The following is a 13300-nucleotide window of genomic DNA, read 5'->3' as shown; positions in this document are numbered from 1 at the left end:
AACCCAACAAACCCATCCAACCAGAACCCCCACCAAACAAGGCAGACGAACCGATCATCAGAGTCGACAGGCCCACAAACAAAAAACCATCGACAAACACACTGTTGAGTTCTCAAACATCAGACGCGCTCGAGCCTCAGTCTCTCGACCTTGCCTCGGGGCAACCTGCGAAACGCTACCTGCGGCACCTCAGGGGAGTCAACTCCAGAGCGGAGCGACTCGATCCACTGAGTAGTGGCGCTCAGACTGCGTCTGCGAGAAGAACACTAGGACACGTCCTCGATCGGTTCAAATCGAGGTCGCATCCGCCCGCGGATGGCGGCGGTACGGCGAGACCGAGCGGTCGCCGGCGAGCCAGAACCGCCAGGGCCGGTCCGGCGCCAGGCGCAGCCCGACGCGGGGTCCGGACGCGACGTCCGCGGGGTCCGGCGGCGTGGCAGCGAGCTCGAGCCGGACCGGCCCACGGGCCAGGTCGCAGCCGTCGTCGGCCAGCGCGATCCCGAGCGTGCGGCACAGTCGCGCGGGGCCACGCGCCAGGTCGCGGTCGCTCACGCCCGGGCGGCGCTCGCGGGCGACGTCCAGGCCCTCGACGACCTCCCCCGCGCGCAGCAGCACGGCCGCGGCGGTGCCCTCCTCCCCCACCACGACGTTGGCGCAGACGTGCATGCCGTAGCTGAAGTAGCAGTACAGCCGGCCCGCCGGTCCGAACATCACCGCGGTGCGACGGGTGCGCCCGCGGTAGGCGTGCGAGCCCGGGTCGTGCTCGCCGGCGTACGCCTCGACCTCGGTGAGCCGCACGGCCACGGAGCCGCGACGCACGATGGCGCCGAGCAGCCGGGGTGCGACGTCCTCGGCGGCGCCGCGCAGCTCAGGCCAGTCGCCCACGCAGCGCCTCGGCGCGAGCCCGCGCCTCGTCGAGCTGCTCCGTGACCCGGACGGGCGCGGTGCCGCCCCGTCCGGTGCGGGCCGCGACCGAGCCGGGCACGGTGAGCACGTCGTGGACGGCGGGCGTGAGGTGCGGCGAGATCTCGGCGAGCTGGCCGTCGGTGAGGTCCTCCAGGCCGATGCCCAGCTCTTCGCAGCGGCGCACGCAGGCCCCGGCCAGCTCGTGGGCCACCCGGAACGGGACGCCCTCGCGCACCAGCCACTCGGCCACGTCGGTGGCCAGGGAGAAGCCCTGCGGGGCGAGCGCCGCCATCCGCTCGGTGTCGAAGGTGAGCGTCGCGACCATGCCGGCGAACGCCGGCAGCAGCACCTCGAGGGTGTCGACGGAGTCGAACAGCGGCTCCTTGTCCTCCTGCAGGTCGCGGTTGTAGGCCAGCGGCAGCGCCTTGAGGGAGGTGAGCAGCCCCGTCAGGTTGCCGACCAGCCGGCCGGCCTTGCCGCGGGCCAGCTCGGCGATGTCGGGGTTCTTCTTCTGCGGCATGATGCTCGACCCGGTCGACCAGGAGTCGTGGAGGCGCGCGAAGCCGAACTCCGCGGTCGACCAGAGGATGACCTCCTCGGCCAGCCGGCTGACGTCGACGCCGACCTGGGCGAGGACGAAGGCGAGCTCGGCGGCGAAGTCGCGGGCCGCCGTCCCGTCGATGGAGTTGGCGCTCGAGCCGGTGAAGCCGAGGTCGGCGGCGACGGCGACCGGGTCGAGGCCGAGGGTCTGGCCGGCGAGGGCGCCGGAGCCGTAGGGCGAGTCGCCGGCGACGCGGGCGTCCCAGTCGAGCAGGCGGTCGACGTCGCGCAGCAGCGGCCAGGCGTGCGCCAGCAGGTGGTGGGCCAGCAGCACCGGCTGGGCGTGCTGCAGGTGGGTGCGGCCGGGCATCACGGCGTCCGGGTGCGCGGCGGCCTGGCCGGCCAGGACGTCGACGAGGTCGAGGCACAGGCCCGCGACGACCCGTGCGTGGTCGCGCAGGAACAACCGCAGCAGGGTGGCGATCTGGTCGTTGCGGCTGCGGCCGGCGCGCAGCCGCCCGCCGACCTCGGGTCCGACCTCGTCGAGCAGCAGGCGCTCGAGTGCGCCGTGGACGTCCTCGTCACCGGGGTCGGGTCGCAGCGAGCCGTCGGCGAAGCGGGCGCCCAGCACGTCGAGGCCGCGGTGGATCTCGGCCTCGTCGGCCTCGGTCAGGTAGCCGGCGCGGCCGAGGGCGCGGGCGTGCGCGTGCGAGCCCGCGAGATCGTACGGCGCCAGACGCCAGTCGAAGTGGGTCGAGCGCGAGAGCGCCTGCAGCTCGGGCGACGGACCGCTGGCGAACCGGCCGCCCCACAGGGCGCCCTCGTTGGTGCTCATGCCCCTCCTCGGGACTCGTCGGGCTGGGCGACGACCGCGACCGCGGCTCGCATGATGTCAGGCAGGTCGGGCGGCTCGTGCTCGCGGGCGGTGACGTCGTCCGGTGTGAGCCAGGCAGCGTCGAGCACGGTGTCGACCTCCTCGGGCTCGAGGTGGTCGAACCGGACGACGGTGGCGCGCGGCAGCGCCAGCGCGAAGTACGCGTGCTCGCCGACGTAGCGGACGCCGTCCCAGGTGTAGGCGTTGCGGTGGACGAGGACCGGTCCGACCAGTGCGCCGGGCGTCGTGCGGACGCCGGTCTCCTCGAACAGCTCGCGCACGGCGGCGTCGGCCAGCGCCTCGCCGGCGTCGACCGACCCGCCGACGCTCGACCAGTAGGGGCGCTCGGGGCGCGCGGGGTCGAGCTCGTGCAGGAGCAGCACGGCGCCGTCGGGCGCGACCGGGAGCACGCGGGCGGTGACCCGGCGGACCGGGGGTGGTGCGGTCATGGGTCCTTCCGTGTGGCCGGGTCGGGGCCCTTCGACAGGCTCAGGGTCCGTGGGGCGCGGGCCTTCGACAGGCTCAGGGTCCGTGGGGCGCGGGCCTTCGGCGGGGTCAGGGGCCGTCAGTCCGTTCCGACTTCCATGGCGGCGTGGTCGAGGGCCTCGTCGCTGGTGTCGCCCGCGGCCGCGGGGTTGCGGGCGATGCGGTCGGCGCCGCCGGCCTCGAGCTCGCCGTACAGGGTGCCGTGCTCGACGAGCACCTGGCCCTGCTCGATCGGCTGCGCGGCGTACAGCTCGAGCTTGGCGCGGGAGTCGGCGATGTCGAGGTTGCGCATGGTGAGCTGGCCGATGCGGTCGGTGGGGCCGAACGCGGCACCCTCGGTGCGCTCCATCGACAGCTTGTCGGGGTGGTAGGAGAACGCCGGGCCGTCGGTGCGCAGCACGGTGTAGTCCTCGCCCCGGCGCAGCCTCAGGGTGACCTCGCCGGTGACGAGCGAGGCGATCCAGCGCTGGATGGACTCGCGCAGCATCAGCGCCTGCGGGTCGAGCCACCGGCCCTCGTAGAGCAGCCGGCCGAGGCGTCGTCCCTCGGTGTGGTAGAGCGCGATGGTGTCCTCGTTGTGGACGGCGTTCAGGAGCCGCTCGTAGGCCGCCCACAGCAGCGCCATGCCCGGCGCCTCGTAGATGCCGCGCGACTTCGCCTCGATGATGCGGTTCTCGATCTGGTCGCTCATGCCGAGGCCGTGGCGGCCGCCGATGGCGTTGGCCCGGTGCACCAGCTCGACCGCGTCGTCGAACCGCTCGCCGTCGATCGCGACGGGCCGGCCGGCCTCGAAGGCGATCGTGACGTCCTCGGTGTCGATGGCCACCGAGGGGTCCCAGAACCGCACGCCCATGATCGGCTCGACGGTCTCGAGCGAGACGTCGAGGTGCTCCAGCGTCTTGGCTTCGTGGGTGGCGCCCCAGATGTTGGCGTCGGTGGAGTAGGCCTTCTCCTTGCTGTCGCGGTAGGGCAGGTCGTGCTCGGTGAGCCACTGGCTCATCTCGGCGCGGCCGCCCAGCTCGGTGACGAAGTCGGCGTCCAGCCACGGCTTGTAGATGCGCAGCTCGGGGTTGGCGAGCAGTCCGTAGCGGTAGAAGCGCTCGATGTCGTTGCCCTTGAAGGTCGACCCGTCGCCCCAGATGTCGACGCCGTCCTCGTGCATCGCCCGCACCAGCAGGGTGCCGGTGACGGCGCGGCCGAGCGGCGTGGTGTTGAAGTAGGTGCGGCCGCCCGAGCGGATGTGGAAGGCGCCGCACGCCATCGCGGCGAGACCCTCCTCGACGAGCGGGGTCTTGCAGTCGACGTGGCGGGCGATCTCGGCGCCGTAGGCCAGCGCGCGGTCGGGGACGCCGGCGATGTCGGGCTCGTCGTACTGACCGATGTCGGCGGTGTAGGTGCACGGCACCGCGCCCTTCTCGCGCATCCAGGCGACGGCGACGGAGGTGTCGAGGCCGCCGGAGAAGGCGATGCCGACGCGCTCGCCGACGGGGAGGCTGGTGAGGACCTTGCTCATGGGACTGCGGGCTCCTATGCGGTGACTGAGTCGTGGGCCGGTTCGGTGACCGGTTCGGCCGAGTTCTGGGCGAGGGCGAGGACGCGGGTGGCGAAGGCCTCGCCGCCGTCGGCGCCCCGGGTGATGACGAGGACGGTGTCGTCGCCGGCGATGGTGCCGAGGACGTCGTCCAGCTCGGCGCGGTCGAAGGCCGAGGCGAGGAACTGGGCGGCGCCGGGCGGGGTGCGCAGGACGACGAGGTTGGCGCTGGACTCGGCCGTGACGAGCAGCTCGCCGCACAGCCGGGCGAGCCGCTGGGTGCCGGCCGCGCTCTCGGCGGGGGCCGCGACGCGGCGGTCGCCCCCCTCCCCCGGCACCGCGTAGACGAGCGCTCCCCCGGCGGCGCGGACCTTGAGGGCGTCGAGCTCGACGAGGTCGCGCGAGAGCGTGGCCTGGGTGACGCTGACGCCCTCGCGGGCGAGCAGCTCGGCGAGCTCGGCCTGGGAGTGCACCTCGTGGTGGCTGACGAGCTCGACGATGCGTCGGTGCCGGGCGGTCTTGGTGGCGGCGACGGTCATGCCGGCTCCGAGACGGTGGACCGGGGCACGGCCGGGGCCTCGGCCCGGGGCGCGGAGTCGAGCAGGTGCGCCAGCACCGCCTTCTGGGCGTGACGCCGGTTCTCGGCCTCGTCCCACACCGCGCTCTGCGGACCCTCGAGCACCTCGGCGGCGATCTCGAGACCGCGGTAGGCCGGCAGGCAGTGCAGGACGACGGCGTCGCGCCGGGCGGTGGCGAGCAGCTCACTGGTCAGCGACCACGGGGTCAGGGCGGTGACCCGCTCGGCCTCCTCCTGCTCCTTGCCCATCGAGATCCAGGTGTCGGTGACCACGACGTCGGCGCCGCTGACAGCGTCGACGGGGTCGGCGACGACGGAGACGGAGCCGCCGGTGCCGGCGGCGATGTCGGTGGCCCGCTGCAGGATGCCGCCAGGCTCGGCGGACGGGAGGTAGCCCGATGGACCCGAGACCCGCACGTGCATGCCGGCCGTGGTGCCGGCGAGCAGCCACGAGCTGCCCATGTTGCACGCCGCGTCGCCCACGAAGGCCACCGTGACGCCCGCCAGCCCGCCGAGCCGCTCGCGCACGGTGAGCAGGTCGGCGACGAGCTGGCAGGGGTGGAAGTCGTCGGTGAGCGCGTTGACGACCGGGACGCCGGCGTGGGCGGCCATCGTCTCGAGGTCGGACTGCAGGAACGTGCGCCACACGACAGCTGCGACCTGACGGCCGAGCACGCGGGCGACGTCCTCGACCGACTCGCGCACGCCGATGCCGGCCAGCCGGCCCTCGACCAGCATCGGGAAGCCACCGAGCTCGGCGATGCCCGCGCTGAAGGAGACCTGGGTGCGCAGCGTCGGCTTGTCGAAGACCATCGCGACCGACCGGGGCCCCGCGAGCGGACGGCGGGCGAACGGCATGGCCTTGAGGTCGGCGGCGAGGTCGAGCAGCCGCGCCTGCTCGGCGGGGGTGAGGTCGTCGTCGCGCAGGAAGTGGCGGGTCACGGGGTTCTCCCCTGCCGGGCGCTGCCGTGGACGCCGGGCCAGGCGGCGACGAACGCGTCGGCGTCGGCCTCGGTGAGCACCAGCGGCGGGGCGAGCCGCAGTCGGCTCGGGCCGGTGGCGTTGACGATGAAGCCGGCCTCCTGGGCGGCGGCGACGACCTCGGGGGCGAGGTCGTCGAGCAGCTGGACGCCGACGAGGAGGCCCTCGCCGGTGGTGCGGTCGACGCCGTCCTGGCCCTCGAGCCCGGTGCGCAGCTGCTCGCCGCGCTTGAGGGCGGCGTCGAGCAGGCCCTCGGCCTCGACGGTGTCGAGCACGGCGAGCGCGGCCGCGCTGGCGACCGGGTTGCCGCCGAAGGTGGAGCCGTGGTTGCCGGGCTGCAGTAGCCCGCCGGCGGCGCCGAGGCCGATGCAGGCGCCGATCGGGAACCCGCCACCGAGGCCCTTGGCCAGCGTGACGACGTCGGGGCGCACGCCCGAGCGCAGGTGCTCGAACCAGAGACCGGTGCGACCGACCCCGGTCTGCACCTCGTCGAGCCACAGCAGCGCGCCGTGCTCGTCGGCCACGCGGCGGGCGGCCGGCAGGTAGTCGGGCGGCGGGACGACGACCCCGGCCTCGCCCTGGATCGGCTCGAGCAGCACGGCGGCGGTGCGGTCGGTGACGGCGGCGGCCAGCGCCTCGGCGTCGCCGTAGGGCACGAAGGTGACCTCGCCGGGCAGCGGCTCGAACGGCTCGCGGTAGGCGGCCTTGGAGGTGAGGGCGAGCGCGCCCATCGTGCGGCCGTGGAAGCCGCCCTCGGCGACGACGACGTGGGTGCGACCGGTGCGCCGGGTGAGCTTGAAGCCCGCCTCGACCGCCTCGGTGCCGGAGTTGGTGAGGAAGACCCTGCCGTCGCCGTGGCCGAGCAGGCCGAGCAGCCGCTCGGCCAGCGTCACCTGCGGCTCGGTGGCGAAGAAGTTGGAGACGTGGCCGAGCGTGGCGAGCTGGTCGGAGACGGCCCGCACCAGGGCGGGGTGGGCGTGGCCGAGCGCGTTGACGGCGATGCCGCCGAGCAGGTCGACGTACTCGCGCCCGTCGACGTCCCAGACGTGGGCGCCCTCGCCGCGGGCCAGCACCAGCTTCGGCGGCCCGAAGGTGTTCATCAGCGACGCGGCGTACCGCTCCTGGTAGTCGCCCGTGTGCGACGTGGCGTCACTCACCGCCGTCCCTCGCCTTCCGCGTCTTGGTCTCGACGCCGGGCAGCACCTGCGTGCCGACGCCCTCCTGGGTGAACAGCTCGAGCAGCACGGCGTGCGGCTCGCGGCCGTCGACGACCGTGGCGCGCGGGACGCCGCCCCGCACCGCCTGCAGGCAGGCGGTCATCTTCGGCACCATCCCGCTGGCCAGCGTCGGGAGGATCTCCTCGAGCGCCTCGGGACTGATCTCGCCGATGACGTCCTCCGAGCTCGGCCAGTCGAGGTAGAGGCCCTCGACGTCGGTGAGCACGAGCAGCTTCTCGGCTCCGAGGGCGACGGCGAGCGCGGCCGCGGCGGAGTCGGCGTTGACGTTGTGGATGAGGCCGTCGGCGTCGGGGGCGACGCTGGAGACGACCGGGATGCGCCCGGCCTCGATGAGGTCGAGCACCGCCTCGGGCCGCACGCGGGTGACCTCGCCGACCTGGCCGAGGTCGACCTCCTCGCCGTCGACGACGGTGTTGGTGCGGGTGGCGGTGAACAGGCCGGCGTCCTCGCCGGAGAGCCCGACGGCGTACGGCCCGTGGTCGTTGACCAGGCCGACGAGCTCGCGCTGCACCTTGCCCACCAGCACCATGCGCACGACCTCCATCGCCTCGGGCGTGGTGACGCGCAGGCCGCCGCGGAACTCCGACTCGATGCCGAGCTGGTCGAGCATCGCGGAGATCTGCGGCCCGCCGCCGTGGACGACGACCGGCTTGAACCCGGCGAGACGGAGGAAGACGACGTCCTCGGCGAAGGCGCGCTTGAGGTCGTCGTCGATCATCGCGTTGCCGCCGTACTTCACCACCACGACGGTGCCGTGGTAGCGCTTGAGCCACGGCAGCGCCCCGGCCAGGGTGCGGGCCTTGGCGGGGTCGGGCTTGCCGGGCTCGTGGTGGGTGGTGGGGATGCTCATCGGTCTGCTCCCGGTCTCAGCTGGAGTAGGCACTGTTCTCGTGCACGTAGGCGTGCGTGAGGTCGTTGGTCCAGACCGTGGCCCGCTCGGCGCCCGACTTCAGGTCGACGGTGACGGTGACCTCACGTCCGGTCAGGTCGACGCCCGCGGGGTCGGCGGACGGCGCGGAGCCGCGGCAGACCCAGACGCCGTTCATCGCGACGTCGAGGTCGGCGGGGTCGAAGGCCGCCGCGGTGGTGCCGACGGAGGCCAGCACCCGGCCCCAGTTGGGGTCGCGCCCGAAGACCGCGGCCTTGAACAGGTTGCTGCGCGCGATGCTGCGGCCGACCTCGACGGCGTCGTCCTCGGACGCCGCGCCGAGCACCGTGACGGCGATGTCGTGCTCGGCGCCCTCGGCGTCGCGCAGCAGCTGCATGGCCAGGTCGGTGCAGGCCTGGGTGAGCGCCGCCGTGAAGTCGTCGAGGCTCGGCGTGATGCCGCTGGCGCCGCTCGCCAGGACGGTGACGGTGTCGTTGGTCGACATGCAGCCGTCGGAGTCGAGCCGGTCGAAGCTGACGCGGGTGGCGGCACGCAGCGCGGCGTCGAGGTCGGCCGCGGGGACCACGGCGTCCGTGGTGAGGACGACGAGCATCGTGGCCAGCTGCGGCGCGAGCATGCCGGCGCCCTTGGCCATGCCACCGATGCTCCAGCCGGCGCCCTCGACGACGACGGTCTTGCTGAGGCTGTCGGTGGTCATGATCGCCTCGGCCGCCTGCTGGCCGCCGTCGGTGGCGAGTGCCTCGCAGGCCGCGGTGGCGCCCGCGAGCACCTGGTCGCGCGGGTTGGTGAGACCGATCAGGCCGGTGGAGCAGACGACGACGTCGACGGCGCCGCACCCGACGTGGCCGGCCACGGCCTCGGCGACGGCGTGGGTGGTCTGGAAGCCCTCCGGGCCGGTGTAGCAGTTGGCGCCGCCGGAGTTGAGGAACACGGCGCGGACGGTGCCGTCCTTGACGACCTCCTGGCTCCACAGCACCGGGTTGGCCTTGCAGCGGTTGGCCGTGAACACGCTGGCCGAGTCGAACCTGGGGCCGTCGTTGACCACGACGGCGACGTCGAGGGCGCCGGTGGACTTCAGGCCGGCGGCGACGCCGGCCGCGCGGAAGCCGTGCGGGGCCGTGGTGCTCATGGTGCGAGCCCCACGGTCGTGAGGCCGAGGGTCTCGTCGAGACCGAGCGCGAGGTTGAGGCACTGGACGGCGGCGCCGCCCGTGCCCTTGGCGAGGTTGTCGACCGCGCCGACCACGACGAGGCGGCGGGCGGCGTCGTCGACGGCGACCTGCAGCTGGACGACGTTGGCGCCCAGCACCGACTGGGTCTGGGGCCACTGCCCCTCGGGCAGCACGGTGACGAACGGCTCGTCGGCGTAGGCCTTGGCGTAGGCGGCGCGCGCGTCGTCCGCGCCCACGCCGTCGCGCAGCGGCGCCGAGCAGGTGGCGAGAATGCCGCGGGCCATCGGCACCAGCACGGGCGTGAAGCTGACCGTCGTCGGCGCGTCGCCGGCGAGCGGCGCGAGGTTCTGGGTGATCTCGGGCGTGTGCCGGTGGGTGCCGCCCACGCCGTACGCCGAGGCGTTGCCCATCACCTCGCTGCCGAGCAGGTGGGGCTTGGCCGCCTTGCCCGCCCCGCTGGTGCCGGACGCCGCCACCACGACCACGTCGGGCACGACGAGCCCGGCCTCGAGGGCGGGCGCCAGGGCGAGGGAGGAGACCGTCGGGTAGCAGCCCGGCACGGCGACCCGCCGGGTGCCGCGCAGGCGGTCGCGCTGCCGGCCGCCGTCGGGCAGCAGCAGCTCGGGCAGCCCGTAGGGCCAGGCGCCGGCGTGCTCGCCGCCGTAGAACCGAGACCACGTCTCGGCGTCGGTGAGCCGGAAGTCGGCGCCGCAGTCGACGACCACCGCGTCGTCGCCGACGGCCCGCGCGATCTCGGCCGACTGCCCGTGCGGCAGCGCGAGGACGACGACGTCGTGGCCGGCGAGCACCTCGGGGGTCGTGGGCTCGAGGACGCGGTCGGCCAGCGGGGTCAGGTGGGGCTGCAGCGCGCCCAGCCGCTCCCCCGCGTTGGAGCCGGCGGTGAGCGCCCCGATGCGGGCCTCGGGATGGGCGAGCAGGAGGCGCAGCACCTCGCCGCCGGCGTAGCCGCTGGCGCCGGCGACGGCGACCGTGAACGTCATGTGCATGACTATACAGTTCGATGCATAGTCACGCGATCGGGGGGCCGAAAGCGGGTGCACGGTGTCGGTGGGCCGCCCTAGGTTCACAGCGTGACGCGCCTCGACCCCGACCGCTACCTCCACCACCTCCGCCGCGACTCCGCTCGCTTCCGTGACGTGCTCGCCGGCTGCGACCCGGCCGCCCGGGTGCCTGCCTGCCCCGACTGGGACGCCGACGACCTGCTCTGGCACCTCGCCGAGGTGCAGTGGTTCTGGAGCGACGTCGTCCGGCACCGGCCGGCCGGGCCCGACGACGAGCTGGAGGCGCGCCGTCCCGCACGGGCCTCGGGCCACGAGGCGTTGCTCGCCCAGTTCGACGCGTGCTCGGCGGGGCTGGTCGACGCGCTGGCCGCGGCCGACCCGGCCGAGGCCGCCTGGCACTGGGGCCCGGAGCAGACGGTGCTCGCCTCCTACCGCCGCCAGGCGCACGAGGTGCTGATCCACCGGCTCGACGCCGAGCAGACCGCCGGGGTCGAGCCGGAGCCGCTCGACGCCGAGCTCGCCACCGACGGCGTCGCCGAGGCCATCGACCTGATGTACGGCGGCGACGCGCCCGCGTGGGGGCGCATCGAGGGCGGCGAGCACGTCGTGCGCGTCGACCTGACCGACGTCGGCGTCGCGCTGTGGGCGCGGCCCTGCACGTTCCTCGGCACCGACCCCGAGAGCGGCAAGACCCACGACGGGCCGCACGTGCTGCTGGTCGAGGACCCCGGTGTCGAGGCGGACGCCGTGGTCTCGGGCACGGCCGCGGACGTGGACGCCTGGCTGTGGAAGCGGCGGGGGCGCGAGGGGATCGAGGCGACCGGTGACCAGGCGGCGCTCGAGGGGTTCATGGCCGCGGTGACCCCGCCGATCGACTGAGCGTGGGGCGGGGCCCTTCGACAGGCTCAGGGTCCGTGGGGGTGGCCCGGGTGCGCCGGGCCGGCGGTCTCGAGGCTCGTCGCCAGGGCTCCTCGCATCTCGACCATCGTCGGCGGCCCTTCGACAGGCTCAGGGTCCGTGCGGCGGGTCCCTTCGACAGGCTCAGGGTCCGTGCGGCGGGGCCCCTTCGACAGGCTCAGGGTCCGTGCGGCGGGGCCCCTTCGACAGGCTCAGGGTCCGGGCGGCGGGGTCGGGGGCTGGCGTGAAGGTGGCGTGAAGCCGGGGTGAAACCGGGGCGCGGGAGCGTTCGTGGCATGACGACACAGCACTCCCCCGGCTCCCCCGACTCCCCCGACTCCCCCGACCCGGCCGTCTCGGCGGTCGGCCTGGTGAAGACCTTCGGCGCGCAGCGCGCCGTCGACGGCATCGACCTCGAGGTGCGGCGCGGCGAGGTGTTCGGCGTCCTGGGGCCCAACGGCGCCGGCAAGACCACGATGCTGCGGATGCTCGCGACCCTGCTGCCCATCGACGGCGGCTCGGCCCGCATCTTCGGCGTCGACGTCGCGACCCGCGGCCACGAGGTGCGGCAGCTCGTGGGCGTCACCGGGCAGTACGCCTCGGTCGACGAGAACCTCACCGCCCGCGAGAACCTCTGGCTCTTCGGCCGCCTGCAGGGCCTGCCGTCGCGACGGGCCCGGGCGACGGCCGACGACCTGCTCGGCGGCTTCGGGCTGCAGGAGGCGGCCGACAAGCCGATCGCCCAGTTCTCCGGCGGCATGCGGCGGCGCCTCGACCTCGCCGCCAGCCTCATCACCCGCCCGCCGCTGATCTTCCTCGACGAGCCCACCACGGGGCTCGACCCGCGCACCCGCGGGCAGATGTGGGACACCATCCGCAGCCTGGTCGCCGACGGCTGCACGGTGCTGCTCACCACGCAGTACCTCGACGAGGCCGACCAGCTCGCCGACCGGATCGCGGTCATCGACCGCGGCCGCACCGTCGCCGAGGGCACGCCCGACGAGCTCAAGTCGTCGGTCGGCTCCTCGACGCTGCAGCTGCGGCTCACCGATCGCGAGCGCACCGCCGAGGCCGCGGACGTCGTCCGGCGCGTGCTCGGCGACGAGCCGGTGCTCACGCCCGAGTCGGGCGGGCTCAACGTGCCGCTCACCGACGCCGACCGGGCCGGCGACGTCCTCATCGCGCTGCGCGAGGCCGGGCTGTCGATCGCCTCGGTCAACGTCGCCAAGCCCACGCTCGACGAGGTCTTCCTCGCCCTGACCGGCCACGGCACCGACACCGGCACCGGCACCGGCACCGGCACCGACACCACGACCGGAACCCACCTCCCGGAGGCCTCCTGATGACCACCCTGATCGCCCCCGCATCCCACCCGGTCGACGTCGGGCAGCGCACGCTCTCGCCCCGCGTCACGTTCGGCGAGACGGTGAGCCAGACCGTCACCCTCGCCTGGCGCGCGGTGAAGAAGATGCAGCGCAACTTCGAGCAGCTCTTCGACGTGACGATCCAGCCGCTGCTGTTCACGGCCATGTTCGCCGGGATCTTCGGCGGCGCCATCTCCGGCGACGTCGAGAGCTACCTGCCGATCATCATCCCCGGTCTGGTCGGCCAGACCGTGCTCACCGCCTGCGTGGCCACCGGCGTCCAGCTGCGGGAGGACATGGACAAGGGCGTCTTCGACCGCTTCAAGTCGCTGCCCATCGCCCGCATCGCGCCGCTGGCCGGCCCGATGCTCGCCGACATGCTGCGCTACCTGACCGCCTCGGTGCTCACCTTCGCCACCGGCGTCGCGCTCGGCTACCGTCCCGGCGGCGGCGTGCTCGGCGTGGCCGGCGCCGTCGTCCTCGCCGTGCTGGCGGGGTGGTCGCTGGCGTGGATCTTCGCGTGGTTCGGCACGGTGGGCCGCAGCGCCCAGGGCGTGCAGGGCATCTCGCTCATGGTGATGTTCCCGCTGACGTTCCTGTCGAACGCCTTCGTGCCGACCGACACCATGCCAGGTTGGCTGCGCGCCTTCGCCGACGTGAACCCGGTCTCGCACGTCATCTCGGCCGTCCGCGACCTGGCCAACCGGGGCGCGGTCACCGGTGAGGTGGCTTGGGCGCTGCTCGGGTGCGCCGTGGTGGTGGCGGTCTTCGCGCCGCTCGCCGTGCGCAGCTACGGCCGCCGCATGTGAGCCCGGCTCGCGGGC

Annotated in this window: 13 protein-coding genes; 3 read left to right on the top strand and 10 right to left on the bottom strand. The window is 74.0% G+C overall.

The genetic code is table 11. The features are described from left to right. Positions 1-288: 288 nt before the first annotated feature. The 10 genes from ABEA04_RS17875 to argC all read right to left on the bottom strand — a co-directional run bounded on the left by ABEA04_RS17875 (position 289) and on the right by argC (position 10194). Positions 289-885, bottom strand: coding sequence for a DNA-3-methyladenine glycosylase (locus ABEA04_RS17875; RefSeq protein WP_345461766.1), 597 nt, complete (start codon positions 883-885; stop codon positions 289-291). Beyond that, positions 869-2281 carry an argininosuccinate lyase gene (argH, locus tag ABEA04_RS17870; protein WP_345461762.1) on the bottom strand — a complete coding sequence of 471 codons (1413 nt, stop codon included), beginning with the start codon at positions 2279-2281 and terminating at the stop codon, positions 869-871. The genes ABEA04_RS17875 and argH overlap by 17 nt, the downstream gene beginning before the upstream one ends. Beyond that, complete coding sequence (locus ABEA04_RS17865) at positions 2278-2769, bottom strand: NUDIX hydrolase (RefSeq protein ID WP_345461759.1); 492 nt, start codon at positions 2767-2769, stop codon at positions 2278-2280. The genes argH and ABEA04_RS17865 overlap by 4 nt, the downstream gene beginning before the upstream one ends. A 116-nt stretch (positions 2770-2885) precedes the next feature. Then, positions 2886-4319: an argininosuccinate synthase gene (gene argG, locus ABEA04_RS17860; protein ID WP_345461756.1), complete on the bottom strand. Its 1434-nt coding sequence runs from the start codon at positions 4317-4319 to the stop codon at positions 2886-2888. Between the two features lie 14 nt (positions 4320-4333). Continuing rightward, positions 4334-4876: an arginine repressor gene (locus ABEA04_RS17855; protein WP_345461753.1), complete on the bottom strand. Its 543-nt coding sequence runs from the start codon at positions 4874-4876 to the stop codon at positions 4334-4336. Continuing rightward, positions 4873-5856 carry an ornithine carbamoyltransferase gene (gene argF, locus ABEA04_RS17850; protein ID WP_345461750.1) on the bottom strand — a complete coding sequence of 328 codons (984 nt, stop codon included), beginning with the start codon at positions 5854-5856 and terminating at the stop codon, positions 4873-4875. Before argF ends, ABEA04_RS17855 begins: the two co-directional genes overlap by 4 nt. Next, on the bottom strand, positions 5853-7052 hold the full coding sequence (locus ABEA04_RS17845) for an acetylornithine transaminase (RefSeq protein ID WP_345461747.1): 1200 nt from the start codon (positions 7050-7052) through the stop codon (positions 5853-5855). The genes argF and ABEA04_RS17845 overlap by 4 nt, the downstream gene beginning before the upstream one ends. Then, the gene (gene argB, locus ABEA04_RS17840) at positions 7045-7983 is read right to left on the bottom strand and encodes an acetylglutamate kinase (RefSeq protein ID WP_345461744.1); all 939 of its coding nucleotides are present in this window, start codon (positions 7981-7983) and stop codon (positions 7045-7047) included. The genes ABEA04_RS17845 and argB overlap by 8 nt, the downstream gene beginning before the upstream one ends. Before the next feature lie 16 nt (positions 7984-7999). Then, positions 8000-9151, bottom strand: a complete 1152-nt coding sequence (gene argJ / locus ABEA04_RS17835) for a bifunctional glutamate N-acetyltransferase/amino-acid acetyltransferase ArgJ (RefSeq protein ID WP_345461741.1) — start codon at positions 9149-9151, stop codon at positions 8000-8002. Continuing rightward, a complete protein-coding gene (argC, locus tag ABEA04_RS17830) occupies positions 9148-10194 on the bottom strand; it encodes an N-acetyl-gamma-glutamyl-phosphate reductase (protein WP_345461739.1) in 1047 nt (348 codons plus the stop codon). The genes argJ and argC overlap by 4 nt, the downstream gene beginning before the upstream one ends. Positions 10195-10284: 90 nt before the next feature. Here argC and ABEA04_RS17825 point away from each other — a divergent pair, with 90 nt between their 5' ends. The 3 genes from ABEA04_RS17825 (at position 10285) to ABEA04_RS17815 (ending at position 13285) form a co-directional block, all read left to right on the top strand. Beyond that, a complete protein-coding gene (locus ABEA04_RS17825) occupies positions 10285-11094 on the top strand; it encodes a maleylpyruvate isomerase N-terminal domain-containing protein (RefSeq protein WP_345461737.1) in 810 nt (269 codons plus the stop codon). Between the two features lie 314 nt (positions 11095-11408). Next, positions 11409-12455 carry an ATP-binding cassette domain-containing protein gene (locus ABEA04_RS17820; protein WP_345461735.1) on the top strand — a complete coding sequence of 349 codons (1047 nt, stop codon included), beginning with the start codon at positions 11409-11411 and terminating at the stop codon, positions 12453-12455. Next, positions 12455-13285 (top strand): ABC transporter permease, encoded by an 831-nt coding sequence (locus ABEA04_RS17815; RefSeq protein ID WP_345461732.1) that lies wholly within the window; start codon positions 12455-12457, stop codon positions 13283-13285. The genes ABEA04_RS17820 and ABEA04_RS17815 overlap by 1 nt, the downstream gene beginning before the upstream one ends. The last annotated feature ends 15 nt before the right edge of the window (positions 13286-13300 follow it).

This window comes from Nocardioides marinquilinus (genome assembly GCF_039543705.1).
GTDB lineage: Bacteria > Actinomycetota > Actinomycetes > Propionibacteriales > Nocardioidaceae > Nocardioides > Nocardioides marinquilinus.
Note: the sequence above shows the minus strand (reverse complement) of the source record. Positions and strands in the feature narration are given on the sequence as shown.